This is a genomic window from Symploca atlantica LB2515, from assembly GCF_052546295.1.
In genome coordinates, this window is sequence record NZ_JBQWMT010000001.1 from 3,890,965 (window position 1) to 3,912,587 (window position 21,623).

16 protein-coding genes and 7 pseudogenes are annotated in these 21,623 nt (G+C 42.9%); 6 read left to right on the forward strand and 17 right to left on the reverse strand.

Annotated features, from left to right (window positions below):
• The first annotated feature begins 149 nt into the window (after positions 1-149).
• The 4 genes from ACT7WV_RS16215 (at position 150) to ACT7WV_RS16230 (ending at position 5,726) form a co-directional block, all read left to right on the forward strand.
• Positions 150-842, forward strand: coding sequence for a hypothetical protein (locus ACT7WV_RS16215; protein ID WP_445103868.1), 693 nt, complete (start codon positions 150-152; stop codon positions 840-842).
• Positions 843-914: 72 nt separating this feature from the next.
• Positions 915-2,771, forward strand: a complete 1,857-nt coding sequence (locus ACT7WV_RS16220; protein ID WP_445103869.1) for an ATP-binding protein — start codon at positions 915-917, stop codon at positions 2,769-2,771.
• Between the two features lie 11 nt (positions 2,772-2,782).
• The gene (locus ACT7WV_RS16225; RefSeq protein WP_445103870.1) at positions 2,783-4,222 is read left to right on the forward strand and encodes a DUF1802 family protein; all 1,440 of its coding nucleotides are present in this window, start codon (positions 2,783-2,785) and stop codon (positions 4,220-4,222) included.
• Positions 4,223-4,274: 52 nt separating this feature from the next.
• Entirely contained in the window at positions 4,275-5,726 is a 1,452-nt protein-coding gene (locus ACT7WV_RS16230; protein ID WP_445103871.1) for a DUF1802 family protein, read from the forward strand.
• Positions 5,727-5,873: 147 nt separating this feature from the next.
• On the opposite strand, the gene ACT7WV_RS16235 is transcribed toward ACT7WV_RS16230, so the two are convergent.
• The 17 genes and pseudogenes from ACT7WV_RS16235 to ltrA form a co-directional block, all read right to left on the reverse strand.
• On the reverse strand, positions 5,874-6,218 hold the full coding sequence (locus ACT7WV_RS16235; RefSeq protein ID WP_445103872.1) for a hypothetical protein: 345 nt from the start codon (positions 6,216-6,218) through the stop codon (positions 5,874-5,876).
• Positions 6,219-6,382: 164 nt separating this feature from the next.
• Positions 6,383-7,465 carry an alpha-hydroxy acid oxidase gene (locus ACT7WV_RS16240; protein ID WP_445103873.1) on the reverse strand — a complete coding sequence of 361 codons (1,083 nt, stop codon included), beginning with the start codon at positions 7,463-7,465 and terminating at the stop codon, positions 6,383-6,385.
• Between the two features lie 221 nt (positions 7,466-7,686).
• Positions 7,687-8,034: pseudogene (locus ACT7WV_RS16245) on the reverse strand (RNA-guided endonuclease InsQ/TnpB family protein); the annotation flags it as partial.
• Between the two features lie 46 nt (positions 8,035-8,080).
• Positions 8,081-8,681: pseudogene (locus ACT7WV_RS25870) on the reverse strand (HNH endonuclease); the annotation flags it as partial.
• A 765-nt stretch (positions 8,682-9,446) separates the two neighbouring features.
• Positions 9,447-10,250 (reverse strand): TniQ family protein, encoded by an 804-nt coding sequence (locus ACT7WV_RS16260; RefSeq protein WP_445103877.1) that lies wholly within the window; start codon positions 10,248-10,250, stop codon positions 9,447-9,449.
• A 199-nt stretch (positions 10,251-10,449) separates the two neighbouring features.
• Positions 10,450-11,265 (reverse strand): TniB family NTP-binding protein, encoded by an 816-nt coding sequence (locus tag ACT7WV_RS16265; RefSeq protein WP_445103878.1) that lies wholly within the window; start codon positions 11,263-11,265, stop codon positions 10,450-10,452.
• A gap of 16 nt (positions 11,266-11,281) precedes the next feature.
• Positions 11,282-12,658, reverse strand: a complete 1,377-nt coding sequence (locus ACT7WV_RS16270; RefSeq protein WP_445103879.1) for a Mu transposase C-terminal domain-containing protein — start codon at positions 12,656-12,658, stop codon at positions 11,282-11,284.
• Positions 12,659-12,663: 5 nt separating this feature from the next.
• Positions 12,664-13,458 (reverse strand): hypothetical protein, encoded by a 795-nt coding sequence (locus tag ACT7WV_RS16275; RefSeq protein WP_445101775.1) that lies wholly within the window; start codon positions 13,456-13,458, stop codon positions 12,664-12,666.
• Positions 13,455-13,697, reverse strand: coding sequence for a hypothetical protein (locus ACT7WV_RS16280; RefSeq protein ID WP_445105743.1), 243 nt, complete (start codon positions 13,695-13,697; stop codon positions 13,455-13,457). The genes ACT7WV_RS16275 and ACT7WV_RS16280 overlap by 4 nt, the downstream gene beginning before the upstream one ends.
• The gene (locus ACT7WV_RS16285) at positions 13,585-13,929 is read right to left on the reverse strand and encodes a TnsA endonuclease N-terminal domain-containing protein (protein ID WP_445103880.1); all 345 of its coding nucleotides are present in this window, start codon (positions 13,927-13,929) and stop codon (positions 13,585-13,587) included. Before ACT7WV_RS16285 ends, ACT7WV_RS16280 begins: the two co-directional genes overlap by 113 nt.
• A gap of 169 nt (positions 13,930-14,098) precedes the next feature.
• Positions 14,099-14,407 carry a transposase family protein gene (locus ACT7WV_RS16290; protein ID WP_445103881.1) on the reverse strand — a complete coding sequence of 103 codons (309 nt, stop codon included), beginning with the start codon at positions 14,405-14,407 and terminating at the stop codon, positions 14,099-14,101.
• Between the two features lie 16 nt (positions 14,408-14,423).
• On the reverse strand, positions 14,424-14,792 hold the full coding sequence (locus ACT7WV_RS16295) for a helix-turn-helix domain-containing protein (protein ID WP_445103882.1): 369 nt from the start codon (positions 14,790-14,792) through the stop codon (positions 14,424-14,426).
• Positions 14,793-14,817: 25 nt separating this feature from the next.
• Positions 14,818-14,997 carry a hypothetical protein gene (locus ACT7WV_RS16300; RefSeq protein WP_445103883.1) on the reverse strand — a complete coding sequence of 60 codons (180 nt, stop codon included), beginning with the start codon at positions 14,995-14,997 and terminating at the stop codon, positions 14,818-14,820.
• Positions 14,966-15,274 (reverse strand): hypothetical protein, encoded by a 309-nt coding sequence (locus tag ACT7WV_RS16305; RefSeq protein ID WP_445103884.1) that lies wholly within the window; start codon positions 15,272-15,274, stop codon positions 14,966-14,968. The genes ACT7WV_RS16300 and ACT7WV_RS16305 overlap by 32 nt, the downstream gene beginning before the upstream one ends.
• A gap of 219 nt (positions 15,275-15,493) precedes the next feature.
• A pseudogene (locus tag ACT7WV_RS16310) lies at positions 15,494-16,324 on the reverse strand (IS5 family transposase).
• Positions 16,325-16,429: 105 nt separating this feature from the next.
• Positions 16,430-16,833, reverse strand: a pseudogene (locus ACT7WV_RS16315) (reverse transcriptase N-terminal domain-containing protein); the annotation flags it as partial.
• A gap of 256 nt (positions 16,834-17,089) precedes the next feature.
• A pseudogene (ltrA, locus tag ACT7WV_RS25875) lies at positions 17,090-18,745 on the reverse strand (group II intron reverse transcriptase/maturase).
• A 686-nt stretch (positions 18,746-19,431) separates the two neighbouring features.
• Between ltrA and ACT7WV_RS16330 the strand changes: the two are divergent.
• Positions 19,432-20,672 (forward strand): annotated as a pseudogene (locus tag ACT7WV_RS16330) (IS701 family transposase).
• Between the two features lie 517 nt (positions 20,673-21,189).
• Positions 21,190-21,591 (forward strand): annotated as a pseudogene (tnpA, locus tag ACT7WV_RS16335) (IS200/IS605 family transposase); the annotation flags it as partial.
• Between the last annotated feature and the right edge of the window lie 32 nt (positions 21,592-21,623).

The following is a 21,623-nucleotide window of genomic DNA, read 5'->3' on the forward strand; positions in this document are numbered from 1 at the left end:
GGTAATCTATGTATAGTGCGTATGTGCCACCAGCAGTGATTATTAGGAAATGCTCGACTAGTGATTTGCCTGAGAGGGATGGTTAAGCTATCAGTAGGTAGACGCATGAAGAGTGATAATTTTATCTGCTACTACCTGGAAGGATTGAAATGACAACAAAAGCAGTTAATGACCCCCAAGCCAAAATTCGCCTACTTCTCGCCTTGTGGGATCTGGATGGAACGAAGACAGAAGTAGCCAAAGGTAAGCTGACAAAACGAGTTGTACGTAAGAGTCAGAAAGTATCAGCTTATCAAGGACTCTTTGATGAATTGGAAGAGGCGGGAGCACTCAAGACGACCAAAAACAAGTTTTCTTTATCTCCTAAAGGCGTGGAGATGTTAGGAGAGATGCTCAAAAGTGGTGAGGTAAAGTTTGGGGGGACGATTATTGGAACTTGGGTTGCTAATGCTTTAGCCAAGTGGGTTGCACAGACAAATGGTGCTGTTAGCGTTCCTACTCAGCTAGCAAAAGCTGAAGAAAAGGCGATTACGCAGAGTGTAGCGCCGCAAGCGGCGATCGCATCTTATGACGAGTTTAAGGAAGTTGCGTTGGATGTTTATGACAAGCTGAATCGGGACTACAACTTGGATGATCTAGTACCAATTTATCGGATGAGACGGGTAATAGGTGATCGGGTTAGTCGTTCTCAATTTAATGAGTGGCTGCTAGAAATGCAAGCTAACGATATTTTGCAACTTCAGGGTGGAAGCGTAGAAGATAGTGCGCCGGACAAAATTGAGGATTCTATTACAACAGAACTTGATGGATTGCGCTGTTATGCCAGACGTTTAATAGCCTAAATCATTTTGTTTTGCCTTTCTTGTCGTCTTGAATTTTCTCGTTGTTCACATCACACCACAAGTACTAGATTTATGTCTTCCATTGAAGAATTAATCAAAAGTAAAAATCCCTTTGCTGGACATAGTGTTGTCAGACCATTACAAATTTGGGGAAAAGGTTTTCCTGATGTTCCTTCAATTAATGCTCATGCGTCTGATGCTGTGTTTGATGCAGTTGCTAAAGTGCGTCGCGGGGAACGTCAAACCGTAGGAATTACTATCACGGCCGAAAAAGGACTAGGCAAAAGCCATATTATCAGTCGGATTCGTCATCACTACCAAGCTAATAGTGATGCTTTGTTTGTATACATGAGTAAATATGACAACTTAAACCAAATCAAGGCTAAATTTATTAACAATGTAACTACTAGCCTAAGAGCCTTTGGTAGCCAAGGGGTAATGCAATGGCAGGAAATTGCTGCTGCTTTGATTAATGAAGCCAAAAATTGGAATTACACTCCTAAGCAATATATTGCTAGTTTCCCTAATTGGTTGAGAAAATATTCAAATAAGCTAGTTGATAGGCTCACCAATCTTGTTCTTCAGGTTAAACCTGATATAGACGATCCTTATATCGTTACGGCAATTTTGTGGACACTTTCCCCTTCTCATGCTCCATATGCAACCCACTGGTTATCGGGTTTGGAGTTAAGTCAGACCCAAGCAGAAACGATGGGGCTACCCAATCCTAAACGAGAAGATAGAGAAGTAGAAGCCTTCAATAAAGCACGTCAAATTCTTGATATCATAAGTGATTATCGAGTGCCGATCATTTGCTTTGATGAACTCGATTCTTTGGATATTGATGAAAATGGTTTTACTCTAGCACAGCTTATTGCTAGTTTAACCAAAGATTTATACAACACCCTTAAACGTGGTGTTTTCTTACTAGCTATGTATGCTGAAACTTGGACTTACCAAGTTAGAGTTTTACCCAATGCTGAGGCGGCCATGGCTCGTTTAGTTAGCGAACGTACAGACATGCAACCACTAAAACTCGGATATTTAAACTCAGATAATGTTATTGATCTTGTATCTCATTGGCTCAAAGAGTTTTATGGTGAAAATCAACAAAAGCCACCTTATCCTCTCTATCCATTTGACGAAAGTAAACTTAGGGATATGGGTAAGCAAAAGCCTACGTTAAGATCGGTTATAAGATGGTGTGCGGAAAACTTTAAACTTGCAGATAATAGAAAACCTCAAAAAAACATTGTTGAACTTTGTTTTGAAACGGAATTAGATGGCATCAAAAGAAATATAGATGTTTTATCAGAAGAGAACAATAATGAAATTGCTGAGGCTTTAAAATTAGCTTTCTCAACTCTTCGTCAGCAAACAATAGAGGGAGTAACCATTGATGAAGTCAAAGAAATACAAGGTAATAGCCAAGGATACATTCACTTCAAAATAGTCGGTACAGAAAATAAACAAGCAGTTAAAATTGGAGTAGCTGTTCTTGAGCAATCTGGAGGAAGATATCAGGGGGCAGCCTTAAAGCGGCTAATTGATTATGAAAGATTTGATCTAACTCGTGGTTGCCTAGTTCGTTCTAAAACAATCAATCCTGGTGCCAGAGTTGCTCAACAATGTGTCGGAATACTTTTGACTGAAAAAGGTGGAGAATGGGTTCTACTACAAGAGCAAGACATTAAACCTCTTCTAGCCATCTTGTCTGTCTATCAAAATCGAGAAAGTTATGAACTGAGCGAGGAGCAAATTTTCGACTTCATCGAGCAAAAGAAATTAGCTATCAATAATCCCCTTATTCGAGAAATTTTAAGCGATCCGTCAGGTCAGGAACCAGATAATCTAACAGATGAAGATTTGCCGATGAGAGTTCCTCAGAATGTCTCTGATGTAGCTGATGGCATTGAATTAAACGTATAAGGCGATACATAATGAGTCAGCAAGTTTCGCTCCCAACCGCCTTAAGCCTAACCTCACCAGACGTTGAAGCCTTAATTCAAGGGCGAATGATTGCTGCAATGCCTCGGATATTTGTCAACCCAGGACGGCAATTTGCTCTTTATCCCTGCGATACTTTGAGTGACTCTCTGCCACCTGAGCAATACTATCGCTCAAGTTTTTTGCCCATTGCCCAAAGAACTTTAGCCAAACTGTCTTCTGACACAGTTTTGATTAAAGCTTGGGCGAGGTGTGAATTATGCCAGATGCTCAATAATCCAGCAAAGCTAGAATCTTTGTCCCACTTAACAGTTTGGACAACAGAAGCATTGCAGCAAATCCTTCTACAACGACCTCATATTTTTCTAGTTCACCTGCGCGTTTATTTGCTACCTCAGCCCATAGAATTGCCAGTATATAACCAAGAACGTCATTTTGTACCTTTGCCGCGATCGCTGAGTGTTTCCGAGGCAATGCCAGTACTAAACGATCGCATTTTCTCCCAACGTCGTCGCCAACTGGAAAAACTAGAACCGCCGCAATATCCAGAATTAGAAGAATTACAAAGTGCGATCGCGAAACTCTCAATCAATAAGCCAGCAGCAGCAGCACTAGACCAAAATATTAAAACATTTTTAGGCTGGGACAGTACTAAAATAACAAAACAAATTGACTCAGATTTAGCTTGGATTCAGACAATTGCCAATGTCGGAAACTCTAGCGACGGCCAAACCTTTGAAAAACTAGTGCGCAGGAGTTTATTAAAATTAGGCTTTACAGGTTCTAGTTTGGCTCCAGACTCAACAGGTGGTGCTGGTGGTATGGATTTCTACTGTGAAGCTCCTTACCCAATAGTAGGTGAATGCAAAGCAACCAAAACCGAGAAAGTCACCGATGGTGCACCTGCGCAACTACTCAAAATTGGTATGAATCATCTGGGTAAAGCTCAGTATGAACGCTCCATTAAATTAATCGTAGCGGCGGGAGAGTTAAATAAACACGCCCTGAGAACAGCTACAGAAAATCAAATGAATGTCATTCGCCCAGAAACGCTACAAAGACTGGTGGAACTACATGCAGAGTATCAAGGCTCTGTAGACTTACTGGAACTCAAGCAATGTTTGCAACAAACCCCTTTTGGCTCAGCAGATGATAAAGTAAATGGTTACATCGACAAAGCTGAAAAAAATATTAAGCTGCGATCGCACATTGTTAAGCTAGTTAAAGACTTTTTAGAAAGAGCCAACCAAGAGAATGCCGGGATTGATGAACTTTACGGTGGGTTTGTCCAATCCAACCCACCCCAGGCTTCAGGGAAACAAGAGCTACTAGAAATTCTCATCGAGCTTTCCTCCCCCTTAATCGGCTATTTAGGGCGTACCAAGGGTAGTTCCGGGAATTATCATTTCTACTTCCGGCGTGATTTAGGATAAGTAGGGAGTTCAGATGACCAACTGACTTGCCAACCAGCAGGGCTGACTAGCAATGAATACATCAGTGATCATTAATACCGCATTCCCTCTACCTGCGCCTGACGTAGAAGCCTTACTCCAAGGGCAAACCATTGCTGCTATGCCCGGAATTTTCGTTAATCCGGGGCGACAATTTGCTCTCTATCCCTGTGATACTTTCACCAACGCCCTACCTACTGAGCAGTATTACCGCTCAAACTTTCTCCAGATGGCTCAACAGAGCTTAGCTGAACTAGATTCTGAGACAGTTTTAATTAGAGCCTGGGCGAGGTGCGAATTATGCCAAATTCTCGACGATACAGACTCTGTTGAGCTTCTGTCGCGGCTGACAGTATGGACAAAAGAAGCCTTGCAGCAAACTTTCAAGAAGCGAGGATACATCTTTCTGGCTTACCTGCGCGTGTATCGACTACCTCAGCCTCTAGAAATACCCACAGTTGCCAATGGTCGGTTTATGCCTTTGCCGCAACCCCTGACGGTAACTGAGACAACGCCCGTGTTTGGCAGAGTCTTTTTTGAACAACGCTCTCGCCAGATGAAAGAGCGACAACTACCACCACTGTGTAAATTCGAGTGGTTGCATAGAGAGATTGTACCTCTTGCCGACACCAACTTCGCTGCCAAAGAACTTGCTCAAGAAATCAAATCTTTTCTCGGTTGGGTTAGCCCTCAACCCCTCCAGCGAGTAGACTCTGATTTAATCTGGATAGAAACAATAGCTAAAGTAGGCAATTCTGGTGATGCCCAAGAGTTTAACCAGCTAGTACGTCAAGGCTTACTTAAACTAGGTTTTACTAACTCTAATGAAAACCGACAAGCTAGTCTTGAATCTGAGGTAAATCTCGGCACTGATACCCTAGATTTTTATAGCGAAGCTCCCTATCCAATAGTAGGAAAATGTCAAGCAAACTTCAGTGAAAAACAGCTTGAGCAGATGCTACTAGAACTGTCCAAGCTAGACTATAAACATCTTCAAGCAAAGTATGACTATTGTCTCAGGTTAATTGTGGCACCAGCTAAATTAACTCCCACTGCCTTACAAACCGCCAAGGAGCATAAAATCAGCGTGATTCATCCAGAAACTCTGCAAAGTCTGGTGGAAATGCAAGCACAGCACCAAGGCTGTATCGACTTAATCAAGCTCAAGGAATACTTCCAGGATACCTATGGCTTGATTGATGAAAAAGTCGAGCAATATTTAGCTGAAGTACGCCAAAATATCAAAGTGCGATCGCATCTAGTGCAGCTAGTTAAAAATTATCTGCATAACGCGGGGCTTAAGGATACAGCAATTGATGCCTTACACAATACCTATTCTGCCTCTAGTCAGACTCCACAATTAAGCCCCCAAGAAATGCACGAAATTTTAGTTGAACTTTCCTCCCCTTTGACTGGTTATTTAGGGCGAATTAAAGGGAAAAATTGGCAGAGCGATCGCTTTTATTTTTTGCGCAGTTTAGCTTGAAAATAGACCCATAATTTACCAAAAAGCTGACATCTTAGGAACAAAATTATAGTGAAATAGCACTGATTAAAGAAAATTGAACTCAAGCCCTCAATTCTTGTAAGGGGGGTTTTGAGGAGACACAACATCAGGTTCTTATCAAAGTCGTTATCTTCCTAATACCGGGGGTTCGCATAGGCTATCTTTTCCACTAAAGATAGATGAACCCTTATTTTCGTCATCCGTACCCAGGAATACGCCACCTGCTGCCTCTGGTACTAGTTCAATAGCTTCTATTTTGTGATTGTCTAAATGATAAACGGTAACTAAATTAGGATTCTGGCGGAAAGAAATTTGCTTACCCTGTACACTAAATACACCAGCAATGTAGACAGCAGAAGTAAAGAGACCATCATCACCGAGATCGGTAGCCGCGCTGAGGTAAAGCACCTCAGCTTGATCTACCCTCAAATCTGAAATGTGGCGAACGGGGCCAACTGGCCATAGATGCAATCACCTCTCTCTTGTCCCCCTTAATAAGTAATAAGTAATAAGTAGTAAGTAGTAAGTAATAAGTAGTAAGTAGTAAGTAGTAAGTAGTAAGTAGTAAGTAGTAAGTAATAAGTAATAAGCATGCCCTTGTTCACATAGGATTGCCATGCTCGAATTAAGAATTTCTACAACCGCTTCACAAAACTGGCATCGATATCCTTTAGGTTGGCACAACCACTCAAAGCCATTGCCACATCCAACTCATCCCGTAATAGTTGCAGCACATGTCGCACTCCAGCCTCTCCATCTACTGCTAAACCCCATAACACGGGACGTCCCACCAGTACCCCTTTAGCTCCCAAAGCTAGGGCTTTAAATACATCAGTACCGCGCCGAATGCCTCCATCAATCAAGACTTCTGCGGCGTCTCCCACTGCAGCTACCACCTCAGGTAGGGCATCGATAGTAGCAATCGCCCCATCTAACTGTCTACCACCATGATTAGATACAATTATTGCTTTGACACCGTGTTCCACCGCCCGCAGTGCGTCATCTCCTCGCAAAATTCCTTTGACTACGACAGGCAATTTGGTTAAAGATTGCAGCCATTCTACATCCCGCCAGGTAAGACCTGGGTCAAGCTGCTGAGTAAAGTAAGTAAATAACCCCGACTCTCCCTCTGTTTGGGGAATCTCTAAGTTAGCCATTGTCGTTAAATTCGCCAGTTCCATCTCTGGAGGCAGAGTAAACTGATTGCGTTGATCTCTTTCTCGACGCCCTAGAACTGGTGCATCTACTGTTAAACAAAGAGCGGTGAAACCATTTGCCTCAGCGCGTTCTACTAAAGCTTGAGTGAGAGAGCGATCGCGATGCACGTATAGCTGAAACCATGGGTTTGTCTCTTGCCTTAGCCGCGCCACTTCCTCTAAACTTTTAGTGGACATTGTGCTGAGAACCATCACTGCTCCCAACTCGGCTGCTGCTTTTGCTGTGGCTAATTCTCCTTCTGGATGAGCTAGACATTGGAAAGCCATCGGCGCAATCAAAATTGGCAGTGGGAAAAACTGCCCTAGAATTTCTGTGATCAAGTCTCGTTGAGAGACATCCACCAGCATTCGAGGGCGGAGTTTTAATCGCTCAAAAGCAGTGCGGTTATGCCGCAGAGTCACTTCATCCCAAGCACCACTAGCGTAATAATCCAGCGCCATTGGGGATAGATGCTGTGGCGCTAATGATTCATACTCGAAGAGATTAATTGGTCTGGTCAAAGTAGCTTCCTGACTCACTATTCTGAACTACGTACAGCCGCTATTGCTGAGCTGTACGTTTCTGACGCTTCACTTGAGCAACTTGCTTAAAGCTTCGGCAATAAACAGAGGTGGACTCATCTACGCCTGAAGAGGACAGTTCCTGCCCCCTTGCATATTGAAGCATAACCATTGCCGCTGCAACATCTCTATCGCATTGATAATCACATTTTTCGCAATGAGGCACTCCACCCTGACTTACAAGGATAAGTCCAGCCTTTATAACGACGACTAGCTTTAAACCTTGGATATCCTGACTTGAGCTTAAAAAACCTCCGGAAAGCGAAATCAACACGTTTAACGGTATCTTGCAATGCGTGACTACCAAGCTCTTTGTACTCTATCCAACACTTCTTAAATTCAGGCAAACAATCCTGTTGGTCGTAGTAACCAACCGACTTATTGAACCTTTGATAAGAAGTTCTACGATGCTCAACACAAGCATTGTATAAAGCACAGTGAAGCTGGCGCCAAGAATGCATCTTATTAGGGTTGAGTCGATGGGAGGTATTATCCTCCGCACCTCTCATTTAGATCCGGACGTGCGCCTTTCGGAGCATCCGGCTCCCGACATTCTTAGCCGTAGCTTTTGCCTCTGTGGTGTAGTTGGTGGCAGCTTCGGTGGACAGCTAGAAGGTTCTTTTTCTTCCAATTGTTATGGTTTCCGTCTGCATGGTGCAGATGAATCTTTTCCCCACTAAGCATCTTTAATCCACAAAAACCACAGGTATGGTTTTGCCTTTTGCAGGCTTTAGAGGTTTCGCCGTCGTAGAGCTTGCTGTTTCGCCCGCTCCAGTAGGCTAGATCGCCGTCATAGGGTGATTTCTCGCCCTTAACATTGACCCATTATTTTCAGAGTAAGGAACCGATGGGAACGCTTTGTCTAGTAATTTCTTACTAGAGTAACGATTCTGTTTCGATTCCTTGTTGAATACCTTGAAGGCTCTAGTTTCTAAGTGGTAAAGGGAATTTCTTCCCCCTCCATCTTGCAGAACCTGTGGTAATTCCTCCAGCCTCTAACCACTGGTGCCAATTTCTCGGCTTTGACAGTGGAACCATAATTTGAGTTATTGACGATGGATTTTACTTTCTTACGGAAAGCTTTGTAGTTATCCTCTGAAGGGACACATCTAAACTTCCCGTTGCTCTGCACCCGGAAGTGCCAGCCAAGGAAATTGTAAGTTTGCACATAAGTTGAAATTTTTCCCACGGACTGACAGCACTTTCAGCCCTCTGATTTGCACATAAGATGAAAAATTTTGACCCAATAGATGAAAATTTCCTACCCTTATGACGCATTAGATGAAATTTTCGACCCTCAGGCGCTGGATTCCAGCCCTTAACCGGAATTGGTTAAGGCTTTGAGAGCCGTGGAGGAGAACTAGAGAAGTACTAGAGCCGGCTAACAGAGAATGACAATCATTCCAGAGGTGGGAAGTTCTCCCTTTAGGGAGAACTTCCGTCAGTGAGGTTTGGGGTCGAAAGCTCCAAATGAGAGAGTAGGTATTGTTCCGGCTCTCTATACATCTAAAATCTAGAAGCAGTCAGAGAAGTATCTCATCCGAAAGAAAAGGGTTTCTTTATACATATCGATTCGACTTTCAGCAAAAAGTTTAGCTAAGGTTAGTCCTTCCAGTTCCGACCTAGATGCTAATTTTTCGGTTAGACGAGTTTTTCGAGTTAACGAGATACAAATTGAGTAATACCGAAATTTTTTATAGAAAGATATCTGGATATTTTTAATGGCAACCTTTCTCAAAAATCTTTCAAAATAATCGGCGAAGACCTCTTGGATAAATTCCCAAGACTCTTGAGCGAACCAAATAAACACTGATTCAAAAAAAATCATAACATCTCTGAACCGCCAACCATAAACATATCTGTTAGAAGCACCATATCCAAGAAAAACCTCGTGCCTATCCATTAATTGACAGAAGTTATCCTACCAATTTTTCAATAAAGCAAAAACTCGCTCAAACTCACTTACCGATTTCAAGTCAAATGCTAAACTGGCTTCTTTGGGCGGAAACACTTGGTATCTAATTCCCGGAAGGCGACAAAATCTTAACAGAGAAACTAAAAGATTCACTAGACTCCCCAAATTTAATTGAGTCACAGGATTATCTGAAGATACTCTTAAGTGATTCTCAGAAGGCAAACCCCCTAGATGACACAGCTTATAGATAAGACTGGATAAGGTGATGTGTTCGTTTTCCACGGCTGGCGGCTGGAAAGAGCGCCAGTCAAATTGACAGGAGCATATAGCTATTTTAGGTCTAGACCAGGGAATCGGCTCTTGACACTGGGGACATCTATCAATCAGTAAACAATGATGAAGAGGACAGGCACTAACAACTGATAACTCCCAAAAGAAACGATAATAAGGTTTTTCCTGCAAACAAATCGGACACAGTTGAATCTGCTGGCGATTTAAAGCATCAGTTGGAACAATATTGCCAAAAACCTTAACTTGCTTCACAGCTTTAGGGTAAATCAAGGTATTGGCAGGAAATGCCATCGACCAAAGAATATCTGCCTCGACATCAGAAATATTGCTCAGCCTAGATAAATCATCTTTCTCACGATTGAAGACATTGCCATATATTCCTCTTGCTCTTAAACCGGACATTTGAAAAATCCACTTAGGAGACGAGTAGTAGTTGGTCTCAGTAAGTCGGATGATATAACCCCCCAGACTTTCATCGGGATAGGGTCGAGGTCTCCTCAACAGTCTTCTACTCTTCACGATGATGCTTACTGCTCTCTTACTCTATTTATGCAAAACATCAGATACCTTTTTAGTTTTCTTCTTCGGTTTGATTCTGGAGTTAGTAGCTCCAACCTGAGCTGGCTTGAAAAAAGTCAGATTCTCTTGACTATCCTCCATAAATTCATCAGTTAAAAAAGGATTGTGCTTAGTTGGCTTATCGGCTTTGACATACTTGTCAAAAGCAATTGCTAAAACATTTAAGTCCAGTTTTTCTTTGCCTTGTTTGAGTGCTAGATGTCTTTCCATACCGAACCAGCTTCATGACGTAGGCGACAATTCCATCCGAGGCATAGTAAAAACGGAGTGCCATTTCCTCACTAGCCAAATCCGACGGCTTCAATAAGGGAAGTTGAGACTCGACTGCGTGGAGAAACGTGCGAAATTCTTTCCCAGCATCCACCGACCACTCAAAAGGACTAAGATTATGCCGATTCGCAAACCTCCGGCTCAATTGCGGGTTGAACTGAAAAACGGTTTCCGCCTCCGGCAGTCCAATTAAAACCATTGGCACTTTTGTATCTAATATCAAGTCCTTCAACCAGTCAGATACCGTTTTGAGGACTTTGGCTGAATCTCGGTCAATAAAATGTTGGAATTCATCTAAGAAAACAAGGGATACCCCACAATCTTTCATCAATCCAATCAGTCGAATTGTCTGATTGCTGATAGCGCCCCGCTCATAGGCTGGGTCTCCCAGTTCCCAAAGCAGCTTACTGACGACGCTTTTGACGGTAGCCGGGGAAGGAATCGTGACCGACAGGATGGGAACTACAGTCCCTTCTGGAGTTTCTTTTCTGGGATAATCTTTTTCATAGCTCTTGATGAGCGTAGTTTTCCCGGCTCCCGTCGCACCCTTTAAAAATAAGCATTCCGGTTCATCTTTCAAGTCCGAAAAATGACGACAATCATCGATGGCACTTAGAATTTCCTTGAACCGGGGATAGACGACGTAGATGTTATTGACAATGTAGAGCCGCTCTTTAAAGGTCATAGTTTGTAACGACTTTTTATCTATCTGCATCAGGTTCGACCTCACTGGGGTAAGTTGGTAACCCGATGCTGACATCCCATCCCGATAAATCTGGCTGCCAATTATCGGTTGAAGTATCATGGTTTTCGGGTTGAGCTGGCGAGTTGACTTTCTGACCACCCGCCTTGGTGGATGACCGACGACGGGACTTGGGTTGAGATGTCTGTGGTAGTTCTGGTGATGGCAGAGATTCTTGGGCAGGGTTGGGATTATGGGTACTGCCCAAGTCAGAGAGTCCTGATCTCGAATGAGGTTGACTGCTGCTGTCGTTCGATTCTTGGCTTTGACTACACTCACCAGAACCAGACCGTCCAATCCCCAACCACCTCGCCATTGCAGTCCGAGTTCGACCTTTCTTTGATGAATTCCATTCCCGCTCGACAATTCGTTGAATCTTTTCTTTGGCTAAGGACAAAGCCACAATGTCCACTGTTTCAGCTTCTTGGCGTGCCAGTTGTTTAACGACTTGGTGCTGCCAGAGGGTCAACCCTTTAGTGTATTCAACACAAAGCGCAGGCACCTCTAAAAATTGATGAGTTGTGGGGTCTAAGACATAGATGCAAGATAAATCAGTGGGGTCATACTTAACCGTTGCTTTCTCAGTACTTTGATGATTTGACCGCAGCCGAGCCAGTTCGCTGCTGTTGTAGAGCAGACCTTCAAACTCCACTCCTCTTCTGGTAACTTTTCGGGTGGTGATGCTGCCCACTAAAACTTTCAGTTCTTGATTAGACGGAGGTAAAGCTGGCGTCCATTCAGTAATCGCTAATTCCCACACTTTAGAGCGAGGAGATTTCAGTTCGGGATGGGAACTCTGGTTATGGATATCGACAATAAAAATATGGAGAATTTCTTGTAGAGCTTTAAACGAAATTACCGCATTCTTTTTGGGGTCGTAATCAGACGGTTGCAGAAAATTAGAGAAGGTTTTTCCAGGAGCATCGGAAAGCAACTGACTATTTAAAGCTCCGAAATACCGTTCTATAGCACTCTTGTACCAAGGCATTTTAGGGGGAGAGTATTGGATGACGATTCCAAGCTGAAGGCAGGCATCTTCAAAGTGAGTGCTGTAAAACTCTTTGCCGTTGTCAACGACAATCACTTCCGGCAGACCGTAGGTGTCCCAGGTATTTTCTACGCTCTTGAATTGGGAGTGAAGATAATTTTTAGGGCGAATAGCGTGCAGTAGGCATTGCATCACCGATAAATAAGAAGGCGGCTCAAAACTGGCGTAATAACCCAGTACTACTCCTGAATACTTATCGATGGCGCTGGTCAGCCAAGGAGTACCAATCGGCATCCGGGTTTGGGTATCCACAACAAACAGTGGTAATTTGGTATGGTCAATTTCCACCCTTTCTAATGGGCGGAGTGGATGCGACCTTTTTGAACTGGGTCATACATCTGGCTGGTTATTCTTTTACCATAGCGACCCACGGCTTTGACGTAAGGGTCTAGTTGGCGAATAGCACGATAGATAGCTGCAATGTTGGGGATTTCTAAGGAGTCTTGCCCGATAGCTTCTCGCAGCCGATTAGACTGATTAATTTCGATAATTACCCGTTCATAAACATCAGCACCGGAGGCTTGAGAGGGTTTGAGATACACTTGTTCAATTGCCTTGGAGATAATTTTCCGGACTTCTGGGTTGAGTCGGGGTTGACGATTGCCTTTGGATACATATTTGGGTACTAAAGAGCGAATATCTTGCCCCGATGCTTCGTAATCCTTTAGCCACCTCCAGAGTGTCAGCCATGAGGGAGGTTGGCTATCTTCGATTTCAAGAGCCACCTGGTTGATAATGGGTTTTAAGTTTGACTCAGTTCGCTTCAAGATGTTGTTGGAGAGAACCCGTTCTATATACCTGTATTTTCTTTTCGATTCTTCTCTTAATTCTGAGGGGAGCTGAGTAAAATCTGCGCTAATATATCCTTTTAGGGAATGGCTTTGTTTTCCTCTTGTAGCTTCAACTTCAATAAACTCAAGCTCCCCTTGAACTAGCAACTGAGTTAACGCTGTGGCTTTGAGGCTGGATAGATGATTGGTGAGTACGTCTTGAAGAAGAACTTCTCCTGTTGTTAAACATTGCTCAATCACGTATTCACGACCTTGCCAGGTTAGATGTAGTCCTTTTCTTAAAGAAATTCGGGTCATTGGATTTTCAATCTCTCCCAGGTGGGTGTCTCTTTTGAGAGTTGAATTAGACTTTCTGCGTTAATGGGTTGCATCAAGTCAGTCACCAGAAAACCACACCAAAGCAATCGCAACAGTAAAGAACGATTAATTCCTCTCTCTTTCAAGTCTCGCTCTGCATCGAGTAGACGAATCGGTTCGGTGGAGTGAAAATATTGCAGGCAATCGAGATAGTTGGACAGCGATAGGGGCTCTGGCATATTTGTAGAGCAGCTTGATATTGTTGAGTCTTGGTTGCGCTCGAATCATTGGCTCGGTGACAACAACGAACTCCTGGTTGTTAGCTGTGCAAATTGGAGCGATTTTGCGGAAGAGATTGAGATTTTTCTCGGTATCAGCTCGGTTAGACGGTTTAACTTCTACAACTTGTGTTTTTTGGGGTCTAGTGACCACAAAGTCAGGTGTATATCTTCTTGGCTTCCCTTTAGACATCTCCGAAAACTCCCAATGCCCGTCTGGTACTGGCTTTTCCAGGATTAAACGAGACCTGCCAACCCAGTCAGTTTTAACGTCAAAATCAGGCTTTTAGGTAGTTGCTGTTAAATTCTGTTCTGTAAATAGCCACCCCATTAACTCATTTAACACCTTTACTACCTGAACTTTAACAGGATAGAATTAAAGCCTTAATTCGGAGTCTGACTAATCCGCAAATAGCCAGGATTACTGGCTTGTAATTAAGACAATTCAAACGGAATCTCTCGCGGGCTACGTTAAATATTTTGATAAGACGAATAACGTGTTCTACAAAAATTCGCTGTTGAGAAAACTCTCTATTCTGTTGTTTTTGTTCATCAGTTAACTGTCCACCTTTAGGTTTTTTGCATGGAGTTGTCACCTGTGCCTCTCCTTGATAGGCTTTGTCTCCACCAAATTTTTGCTTAGGGGCAAATTGTCGAAAGCGTTCTCTCAACAAATTTATGTCGCTTTTAGGTCCCTGGTACTCCGGGGAGAATATCTACGATATCCTTTCCATCTGGCAAGACAATAAATTGATTTTTCATGGTATGAGTTTTCTTCTTCCCTGAGTAGAACTGTTTTGGCTCTAGGTAGCCTCCAGGTCTCTCTCTAACTTGTTCTGAAGTATCTACTATTAGCTGGAGTTCACTTAAAAGTTCCTGTAACCATTCATAATCTCCCTCGCACTTTTTTACTTGTTCTATCAATGTTGGTGGGAGAGCTTCACTGATGATTGGTAGCCAATAGTGGAAGATATCATTCGCCGTAGTTTCGCTGACTCCAAACTGGATACCTAGCAACTGAAATGTTGGGGAATGTCGTAAGTATATTAAAGTCAAGAGAATTTGCTCTTTTTGAGATAACTTAGGTTTTTTTCCGCCCTTTTTTATTGACTCGAAGCTTCTTTATCTCAATTTCCTCCTGCTTCTGTTTATGCAGCAACTCGGTTTTAGCTATCAGTTGTCGAAATTGCTCTTGGTCGATGCCAAGCAAGCGCTTAATCTCCTTGGGGTTATTTTCGATGGCTTCTAAAATTGCACCCATAACACTCCGTACGAGCGATTGACTTTTTGCATTTGTCGCTATTATCCCACGCTCTGTTTATATTCCGGAGATATCTTTTGTCGGTATAGGAAATCGTCAAGGGCTGTTCGCCATAGGACAGGACTTCTGGGTCGATTTCGAGCAGGTAGATGTAGTCGCGTTCTAGCTGCGATTCCCACCAGATAACCGCGTTCATCTTTAAGCTGGGAAACTTGCCGATAACCTTGCGGTTGCCTGCATTGGTGATTTTTCTGGCTCTGACTGCTCCCGATGGCACTTCACTTCTCGCCGTTATCTGAGGTTAATCCCCTTAGACTAGCGGTTGTGGGAGTTTTTTCAGCTTATGTGCAAATAAATTTCATCTTATGTGCCAAATTTTCACGTTATGCGTAACGATTTTCAACTTATGTGCAAACCGACAAAGATTGCTTAACGTCTTTTTACTTTTGCCTTTAAGATTGGTCAATAGACCTCTTGCAAAAGTAGCGGCAGCTAACTAATTTGAGTTCAAACGAAGTTCGTAATTATAGATGCCTGCAATTAAATTAAAGCGTAAACCAAACCTTTTTCTTCTGTTGCGATATCGCTCGGATAAAATTCTAAATATTTTGAGGCGACGGTAAACATGTTCAATCACTATCCTCTCTGAAGCTAATTTATGATTCTCTTTTTTTTGTTCTTTTGATAGTTTGCTCTTCTTGGGTTTTTTATGGGGTATCCGACTTTGTTTGTCGATTTTCGCTATTCCCTGATATCCTTGGTCTCCGAGACACTGTATCTCTGTCTTTAGATTGGTTTTACTACGTTTAAACAACTTAAAGTCGTGTTCTTTACCCTTGCCGCATGCAATACAGATAATCTCTTTGCTGTTTTTTCAACGATAAGTTGAGATTTTAAAGTGCGCTTTTTTTCTTGCCACTGTAGAACTTTTTCTGTTTTTTTGAGGACGCTCCAGGGGAGTTTCAGTTACATCGATAACTGCTATCTCTATTGGGTTTCCCGATTTCAATAGTTGTTTCTTTCCCGGAATCCTTAATTCCTTTGACTTGATTAAAATATCTTCTGTTTTACGAATTATTCGATATACTGTTGATTCATTAAGTCCCCAATGTTGACCGATATGAAAGTAAGTTCTGTACTCTCGTAAGTATTCGAGCGTCATCAATACTTGATTTTCTGGACTTAATTTGGACGGTCTTCCGGTTTTTATCTTCTGTTTTTCATTTGTTTCCACTAACTCAACCATCTTAGCAAACGTCTCTTTTCTAACTCCACAAAGGCGTTTGAACTCTTGGGGTTTTAGGTCTTTCACCTTTTCATAGGTCATTATTTTCCCTCATACTGACCTATTTATCTCTTTTTTACTGGACTTTTGCAAGAGGTCTAATGTGGAATATACCTCTTCGAGGGGTTGTGCAAAAAACCCCAAGTAAGCGAGGCATTGCCAAGCTCTATCCGCAATAGTTGGCACTTTAAGGGTTCTGATTTTCCCGTTTTTTTCGGGATTGGTGCTTCTCTTAACCCTTGATGCTTCCAATTGGCAGCCTTGTTCCTTAGCTCCAAACTCAAAGAGAATCTTTCGCTGTCAGATAGGACTACTTTCCCATCAACACCTGCCGATTTCTTACCAGCATTTAACTGCGTGACTCTTCTAATTGCCAGCATCCTTGCTGCGTAAGACTTCAGAATCAATTTCTGGAGTGACCTAGCTTTGCGCTTGTCGCCAACTGAAACTGCTTTAAACACTCTGCGTTGAAGGCGAAAGAGATTTTTCCGAAATTTCTTCCAGGGTAATTTCTTCCAAGATTCACTAGTTATTTCACTGTGTCTAATCATGCTCTTCTCAACTTGGTGTTTTCTGAATGCCTCGAAGCAATTACGCTTCGTCCTACCGTGACGTGGGAATTCCGCATCTCGTCTTGCCTACTTGGAATTCGACCATTCCTAGACCCACGCCTCGTTTTTATTCGTTCCCTCAATCAGATTGTTAGTTCTGTTAGGAGTAGCCACTGTCGGGTGAGGTTCGAGAGTCACTTCTCTTCCCTCCCCTAAGAACGCAGCATGAGAGTTTCCACCTCACTGCGCTCAAGCCTTATTTCAAGCGAGATTTAACTTGGGTTTTGTGTACCTGTTTATGGCATGGTTTATGCAAGTGCTGAAGATTTTCCACGTCGTCAGTTCCACCCTCAGCGACAGGTACTATGTGATGGATTTCGATTTCTTCCCCGCTGAGTAAAGGGTCGCCACATTCTGGACACTTCCAGTTTTGGTTTTCTGCTATCGTATAAGGTTTAGTACTTTTATCGAAGCGGATTTTCCCAAGCTTCTGGTGGCGTTTTTCCCAATACTCTTTTAACAAGGAGTTATCGGGGCTAGCGTCACCCTTGACTTTTATATGACGCACGATAGGAGTGGATGCTATTTGGTAAAGGACAAGTTCTTTGTCCTTACCCCGTCTGTCGCTTGTAGTGCAAGCGAATGTCCACCGATTGTCTTTAATAGTTTTAAAGTAACGTTTGCGTATCCATTTTGAGTTTTTGTTGGGATGCCGACGTTTTGCCCAACGCCAAAGGTATTGCCATATCCGATGATGGATATAACCGAAGGTTTCTTTGCTAACTACCCCTTTGTAGTAGTAAGCAAAACCCCTGAGAATTGGATTCAGCTTTTTGATTAAAACTTCTTGTTCTACACTGCTGAGGTTTTTGATTTCTTCCCCCAGGCGCTTACAGAAGGCTAAAACCTTCTTTTTGGACGGCTTGATGAGAAGTTTTCCATCGTAGTGTCGGGAGTTGAACCCCAGGAAGTCAAAGCCATCCTTCATTGACGTGATGACCGTCTTCTCAGCGCTTAATTCAAGACCTCGTTTTGATATCCATGCTTGTATCAGACTTTGAGCAATTTCAAGACTTTCCCTGTCCTAGCCGTAACAATAAAGTCATCGGCATATCGCACCACACCAAGTTTTGAGTTGGTGGCTTTTATTAAGTTTCTAAGCCATGCAATCCAATATTGGCTAAGAGGGGTGAAATAACCCCGCCTTGTGGTGTGCCTTGTCCGTAGGATTTAGTTTCCCTTGGAACACAAAACCCGCTTTTAACCACCCTTTGACAAGTTCTCTTTTTGGAAAATTACTCATCATGGACAGGATGGATTCATGGGCAATATTGTCAAAGAATCCCTTGATGTCAGCTTCTAGAACCCAAGTGTCTCTGCCTGTTTTGCTCATACAAGTTCGTATGAAGCTTTGTTCTATGGCATCTTGACAACTTCTTCCCGGTCGAAAACCATAAGAGTGTTGCTCGAATATGGCTTCCCATTCTGGTTCTAGTGAATTCTTCACTATTGCTTGTTCGATTCTGTCGCGCACAGTCGGGATACCGAGCGGTCGTTTCTTCCCGTTAGGCTTCGGTATCTCCACCCTCCGAGTCGGTTTGAGGTTTCCCCCATTCCAGTTGTTTACCAGAGTCACCCGTTGCGACGGGGTATTGATAACTTCTTTGTCAATTCCTGCCGTTGCTTTACCTTGATTGGTCTGAGTGATACGTCGAACAGACAACAGTAAATTTGCGTGGCTTCGTAACATCAACTTCTGCAAGCTTCTTAGCTTACGAAAATCGCCAAGTCTTCTCGCACGAAAGATTCTCTGACGTAGGTTTCTAACGAGCTTGTTAACCTTCTTCCAGTTGACCTGATTCCAGTCTTCAAGCTGTCTCTTTAGTCCGTTTGTTGTCAGTGATGACACCATCTAACTTGTCCTCAGATTTGATTCCTTTGTCGGGTTTTTACTTTCGTATAAGACCCAGAAGAAGTCAGCTTTCCTTTCGGTCAGGAATAATGTTTCAACCCTATCTGGCTCATTACAAGCCAGCGTTCGCTTTTTCTTCCATCCTCTACCCTCCTAAGAGTTCTGCTTCGGTTGCCCTTGGCTTACTATCGGTATCGACCTCCAATAGACTTAGTAGGGTTTACCCTGTTGTATCGCTTAGTTGTCTGTTCTCGTTTAGGTACTATCTATTCTGCGGTGAGGGTTATATTCACACGATTCATGAAAGTCGAAATCATAAATCTACTCACTTACCTTTTTGGTCAAAGCCTGTCAGCCTTATTTGGCTTCTTATCCGGTAACGCAGTTTAAGTGATAGTTCACTTTCGTTTACCATTCGAGAACTCCCCTTTGTCCTAACCATTTTGGGCTGCCAGCTTCGGCTACTTTCGTGGTCTGCACTCCGTCCTTTCATTGCTTACTTGGTACGTGACCGGACTCCAGAAGAGTCTTTTACGTAGGGGTAGAGGGCGTGAATCCTCTAGGGAAGTGGGCTTCCCGTACTAACGGGACTTAAACGAAAATAAAGAGTTAATAAAGGTATAATTTAGGCATGGCAGCCATTTGACATTAGAGTGTAAGACAGGAAAGAGACAACCCCCGCCGCCATGCCTCCTTGCTTCGATAGATGGTGCAAACGCTTTGATGATGTCTGGAGACATCAAGCGCAAAAAAGGGAGTTTAGGAACTATATTGGGGGATTATTAGGGGAAAGTGAAGGAAAAAACCTGTCTCAAATGGCGGATAACGCGGTGGGAGTGACTTACCACCGATTACATCATTTTTTAACGGAAGCCCCCTGGAATGCTCAACAGGTAAATGAGCGGCGTCTACTGGTGATGAATCAGTGTAGCCCAACCCGAATAAGTAGAGGATTCACGTTAATTGTAGATGACTCAGGACATAGGAAAAGTGGCAATTTCACGGCGGGAGTAGGACGACAGTACATTGGAGAAATCGGGAAGACAGACAACGGAATAGTAGTGGTAACAACTCATCTATATGATGGGAAAAAAAGCCTACCGTTAGATATAGAGTTATCTCAACACGCTAGTTCTTTAGCTGAAGGAAAAAAGATATTGAATTCCAGAAAAAGCCGGAGTTAGGCTTAGCATTAATTGACCGCAGCATGAACAGAGGATATCGACCGGGTATCGTATTAATTGATGCTGGGTATGGAAATAACACAACGTTTTTGCTGGAACTGGAAAAAAGGAAACTCAAGTATATAGGAGGATTAGCCAAAAACCGTAAGGTGATAATTGAAATAGGGATAAGTCAACGAGAAGAGATTCGCCTAGATAAGTTAGCCGAATCCTTGTCACCAAAAGATTTTACCCCTGTTCAAATCAATCTAGATAAACTGAAAACCGTTTGGGTGGCTCCTGTAGAAGTTGAACTCTCACAGCTTGAAGGAAAGAGAACAATTGCTATCGTCATGAATGCCTCAACCTTCGACCAAGCTAGTGATGTTGACTATTTTATTACCAATGTTGAATCAACAAAAGCCACAGCCGATTGGATAGTAACTACCTACTCTCAAAGAAATTGGGTAGAAGTTTTCTATCGGGAAGCCAAAGGCTGGTTGGGTTTATCTGAATATCAAGTCAGAGATTATAGAAGCCTGATAAGACATTTCATGCTTGTGTTTTGTGCCTATACATTTATTTTATGGCACACTTTAACCGGAGGATTAAGACGGCGTTGGGCATCGAAACCTTTAAACACCTTTACTGAAGCATTAGAGGCGTTTCGGACAGCGATGTCTTTTCGTTTTATGGAGTGGTTGAACCACAATCGGGACGTATTCTTTGCTCACAAAGCTGCTTTGGGCTTTGTTTGGGCTTGAAATCTGTCTAAGTCCCACTAAGCGACCAGTTCAGGTCGCGCTCAACTACCGAATTCCCTAGACTCTTGCCACTATCAATCATAAAATGTGGCGGGAATTAGCTCCGGTAACGTCAGGGTTGAGTGATATGCCCTGCGTCTGTGTAAGTCGCTTTTCTAGGCTCTGTTTCTCCGTGAGAACCCCCCATTAGCGCCAGTGTCATTCCATACCGAATATCTGATTGCGCCCTGTTCCCAGCTTCAGCCTCCAAGAATCGAGCTTGGTCACTGTGGGCAGATTGGGAGTCACATCTGAGTCTGATGAGGAGGACTTACACCTCCATCCGACCGAGAGTTCAACTGCTGTACCCCCTTTGTGGAGTAAGAGTTGTAGCGGTTATTTGTTTGCCGCTAAACGAATCGCACCTACTTTTTTGGTTGGATAAAGTCTAAAAGTAATGCGCTTGGTAGCCATTAACTTGCTTGACCTGACTGTTATGCGGATAACTTTAGTTTAGTAACTATACCTTGTCAATACGCAACCCAGAAAAGGCTCTCATAGTATTTTTAGTGTGCGGTTACACTTTGTGTTTGTCACTTACTATCGACGTAAAGTACTTACAGCAAAAATGCTTGACCGTTTACAAGAGATGGTCAAGCAAGTGGCAAATAAAATGTGTTGTGAATTAATCGAGTTTAATGGGGAACCTGATCATCTACATATTTTGTTGGATTTCCATCCTAAAAACTCAATCTCTGCTGTCGCTGGTAGTCTAAAAAGTTCTACAGCAAGGATGCTCAAGAAAGAATTTCCCGAAGAGGTACAACAAGATTACTGGGGTAAGGTTTCCTTTTGGTCTAACTCTTATTATGTTGCCTTTTGTGGAGGTGCGCCTATTGAAACTCTCAAAAAATATATCCAGAATCAACAAAGTCCCTGACGCGCTATCCTTCCCCATTCTCAGCAAAGCGG

Excerpts from the sequence above, each read along its gene's own strand:
- ACT7WV_RS16215 (WP_445103868.1), top strand. The coding sequence starts at position 150 with ATGACAACAAAAGCAGTTAATGACCCCCAAGCCAAAATTCGCCTACTT.
- ACT7WV_RS16220 (WP_445103869.1), top strand. The coding sequence starts at position 915 with ATGTCTTCCATTGAAGAATTAATCAAAAGTAAAAATCCCTTTGCTGGA.
- ACT7WV_RS16225 (WP_445103870.1), top strand. The coding sequence starts at position 2,783 with ATGAGTCAGCAAGTTTCGCTCCCAACCGCCTTAAGCCTAACCTCACCA.
- ACT7WV_RS16230 (WP_445103871.1), top strand. The coding sequence starts at position 4,275 with ATGAATACATCAGTGATCATTAATACCGCATTCCCTCTACCTGCGCCT.
- ACT7WV_RS16265 (WP_445103878.1), bottom strand. The coding sequence starts at position 11,265 with ATGACCTTTAAAGAGCGGCTCTACATTGTCAATAACATCTACGTCGTC.
- ACT7WV_RS16275 (WP_445101775.1), bottom strand. The coding sequence starts at position 13,458 with ATGACCCGAATTTCTTTAAGAAAAGGACTACATCTAACCTGGCAAGGT.
- ACT7WV_RS16280 (WP_445105743.1), bottom strand. The coding sequence starts at position 13,697 with ATGCCAGAGCCCCTATCGCTGTCCAACTATCTCGATTGCCTGCAATAT.
- ACT7WV_RS16285 (WP_445103880.1), bottom strand. The coding sequence starts at position 13,929 with ATGTCTAAAGGGAAGCCAAGAAGATATACACCTGACTTTGTGGTCACT.
- ACT7WV_RS16300 (WP_445103883.1), bottom strand. The coding sequence starts at position 14,997 with ATGGGTGCAATTTTAGAAGCCATCGAAAATAACCCCAAGGAGATTAAG.